Source organism: Cryobacterium sp. Hh38, from assembly GCF_004403235.1.
Taxonomy (GTDB): domain Bacteria; phylum Actinomycetota; class Actinomycetes; order Actinomycetales; family Microbacteriaceae; genus Cryobacterium; species Cryobacterium levicorallinum.
The window spans coordinates 1-2,825 of sequence record NZ_SOHD01000030.1 but is presented as its reverse complement, the minus strand read 5'-3'; the positions used below and the strand labels follow the sequence as shown (position 1 = coordinate 2,825).

Here is a 2,825-nt window from a genome sequence, read left to right as displayed (position 1 = left end):
CCTCAATCGGAGATGTCAGTCCCGTCGACTTCGAACTGCAATACTCGTCACAGACCGCGGAAGTTCAACTCGCCGCTTAACCCGTGTCCACTAACCGGGGGCAAGGCCATTACTTTGTATTGATTCGACAGGGCCTGTCGGGGTCTGAGGCGGCCCGACAGGTCGGAGTGTCGCTCAGTTGCGGATCGTTGTGGTTCATCGATGCTGGCAGTATGACTGTCGTCGAACGCGTCCCCATTAGTTCTCGCTATTTCTCTCAGGACGATCGAATCGAAATCGGAGACGGCCTCGCCGCAGGCGAGGCCGTGAAAGGGATCGCTGTCCGGATTGGGAAAAGCTTCCAGAGCGTCTATCGAGAGATTGCACGCAACCGCAAGGCGGACGGCACCTACCAGCCGTGGTTCGCCCACAACCAAGCCCATTTGCAGCGCAAACGACCGAAGATCCGCGTCTTCGAGGAGGTCCCAGCTCTTCGAAGCATCGTTGCAGTGAAACTTGCGAAACGATGGTCGCCGGGCCAGATCAGCAGATGGCTGAGACGACGCTATCCGAACAAACTAACCTGGCACGTCTGTCCTGAGACGATCTACGACGGTGTTTATCGCGGGCTGATCAGCGTANCTGAGAAACTCAGTTTGAAGCGGAAGAAGCGGGTGTCGCACAGCGCTGACCGGCACAAAAACAGCCCTTACAAAGAAGCACTCAAGATCAGTGACCGGCCGCCCGAAATAGCCGATCGAGCCATCCCCGGCCATTGGGAATCTCAATGTCTTTGTCAAGCGGTTTTGAGCATCGGGATCTCGGCTGGTTCCTGGTAGAGGGTGTGGTCGCGGAGCATTGCCCAGAGGACGTTGATGCGTCGCCGGGCGAGAGCGAGCAGCGCCTGTTTGTGGTTTTTCCCTTCGCGGCGCTTTCGGTCGTAGTAAGCCCTGGAGGCGGGGCTGTTCTTCAAGCTTGATAGTGCTGCGAGATAGCAAGTTCGTAACAGCCGCCGGTTGAATCGGCGGGGCCGGTGGTGGTTGCCGCTGATGCGGCCGGAGTCTCTGGGAGCTGGTGCGACGCCGGCAACGCTTGCAAGCCGGTCCGGGCTTTCGAAGCTGCGCAGGTCGCCTCCAGTGTTGGCAAGGAACGTGGCGGCGAGGATGGGCCCGAATCCTGGCATGCTTTCCAAGATCTCAGCGTTCTCGTGCTCGTTGAATCGGGCGGTGATGGTTTTGTCGAGGTCGACGAGGTCTGCGTCGATTGCGGTGATTACGGCGGCCAGGCGCGACACGAGGGTGGCGGCGACAATCTCGGTGCGCAACGTCGTTTCTTGCTCACGCGCGGCGTCGATTGCTTTCTGGGCGACGGTGACGCTGTTGCGGCAGCCACGGGCTTTCAACCATGCCGCCAGACGCGTTACTCCCATCCGGCGAAGCGCTCCGGGCGTCTGGTAGGTCGATAAGAGCGTGAGAGCGGCTTTGCTTTTGGAGTAGTCGAACGCGCGCTCCAGCGCGGGGAAGTACTCCAGCATGGTCGCGCGGAGCCGATTGATTGCGCGCACCCTGTCGTGGATGATGTCCAGGCGTCGAGCGGTCAGAAGTTTCAGGTCAACGCTGATCTGATCACCATCGCGAACGAGTTGGAGGTCGGTGCGCATCCGTGCCTGATCGGCGATGATTCGGGCATCTTTCGCGTCTGTCTTGCCCTCACCGCGGTAGGTCGCAGCCGCATGGTGAATGATTCTGCCCGGGATATAGAGCAGCTGCTGGCCGTGATCGACCAGCAGGGAAATCAGGAGAGCTGCGCCGCCTGAGTTCAGATCCGTCGCCCATACGACCTCGTGCCCATCGGCGATCTCGGTGACCGTAGCGATGATCTCGAGCAGCACGGTCTCGTCGTTATCTATCCGTTGGGAGAGAAGCATCTCCCCGGCCTGGTCGATCACGACGCAGTGATGCGCCCGCTTTCCTGAATCGATTCCCGCCCATACTGCTGGCATCTGAAGGTTCCTTCCGTCTCGTTGATAGCAGTTTCCCTGTCGATAACCACGCCGGCACGTCCTTACCCAGCGATCAATGTCGCAATTCTCAATCAGCGGTCGAGTCATCTGCGGGCAGCGGGCGGCCATTCCCAGTGAGCCGTTTATGCGGCAAGGCGATCTCAGCCATACCCGCCACCCGAGGGTGATCGACACACTACGACAGTCCCGAAATCACCCACCACAACAACGTAAGGAAGGAGACCTCATCTTGGGCACCAGTAACGGCTCAGCAATTGCCACGCTCGTGGAACGCAAGACTCGCTTGACGATCCTCGTCTTCCTCCAGAGCGACCACAGCGCACAAACCGTCGGTGACGCACTCATCGGTGCGTTCTCGAGCCTGCCGTCGTCGCTCCGGCGCACGCTGACATGGGATCAAGGCAACGAAATGTTCCATCACAAGCGCATCGAGACGAAGACTGGGCTTCGTATCTACTTTGCCGACCCGCACTCGCCGTGGCAGCGAGGGACTAATGAAAACACCAATGGGCTCCTGCGCCAATATTTCCCGAAGGGGACTGACCTCAGCCAGTGGGACCAAGATCACCTCAACGCTGTGGCCGACGAACTTAACGGTCGACCCAGAGCCTGCCTCAAAGACCGCACACCCCACCAGGCCATGAGACGATTAGGACACAGAACTAAGGCACACACGATTCGCAACGACCAGTAGAAACTGCCAGGTTTATGGGTCGCCGAGAATCCTCGCCGACCTCCGCGCCGACGGGGAGACCATCTCGCGCAAGACCGTCGCCAAAACCATGCAACGCCTCGGACTGGTGGGCATCTGCCCCAAAAAGTG

General features: G+C 59.5%; 3 protein-coding genes and 1 pseudogene. 3 read left to right on the top strand and 1 reads right to left on the bottom strand.

From position 1 onward, the window contains the following. Window positions 1-212 precede the first annotated feature (212 nt). Window positions 213-818: an IS30 family transposase gene (locus E3T41_RS11235; protein ID WP_198416414.1), complete on the top strand. Its 606-nt coding sequence runs from the start codon at window positions 213-215 to the stop codon at window positions 816-818. Here the strand turns inward: E3T41_RS11235 and E3T41_RS11230 are convergent. Beyond that, the gene (locus E3T41_RS11230) at window positions 776-1,981 is read right to left on the bottom strand and encodes an IS110 family transposase (protein WP_134478650.1); all 1,206 of its coding nucleotides are present in this window, start codon (window positions 1,979-1,981) and stop codon (window positions 776-778) included. The genes E3T41_RS11235 and E3T41_RS11230 overlap by 43 nt on opposite strands. A 76-nt stretch (window positions 1,982-2,057) precedes the next feature. Between E3T41_RS11230 and E3T41_RS11225 the strand changes: the two genes are divergently transcribed. Together E3T41_RS11225 and E3T41_RS19030 are read left to right on the top strand one after the other, a co-directional pair. Next, a complete protein-coding gene (locus E3T41_RS11225) occupies window positions 2,058-2,696 on the top strand; it encodes an IS30 family transposase (protein ID WP_370257543.1) in 639 nt (212 codons plus the stop codon). A 16-nt stretch (window positions 2,697-2,712) separates the two neighbouring features. Continuing rightward, window positions 2,713-2,825: pseudogene (locus tag E3T41_RS19030) on the top strand (transposase); the annotation flags it as partial.

Coding starts and splice junctions, on each gene's coding strand:
- E3T41_RS11230 (WP_134478650.1), bottom strand. CDS start 1,981: ATGCCAGCAGTATGGGCGGGAATCGATTCAGGAAAGCGGGCGCATCAC.
- E3T41_RS11225 (WP_370257543.1), top strand. CDS start 2,058: ATGTCGCAATTCTCAATCAGCGGTCGAGTCATCTGCGGGCAGCGGGCG.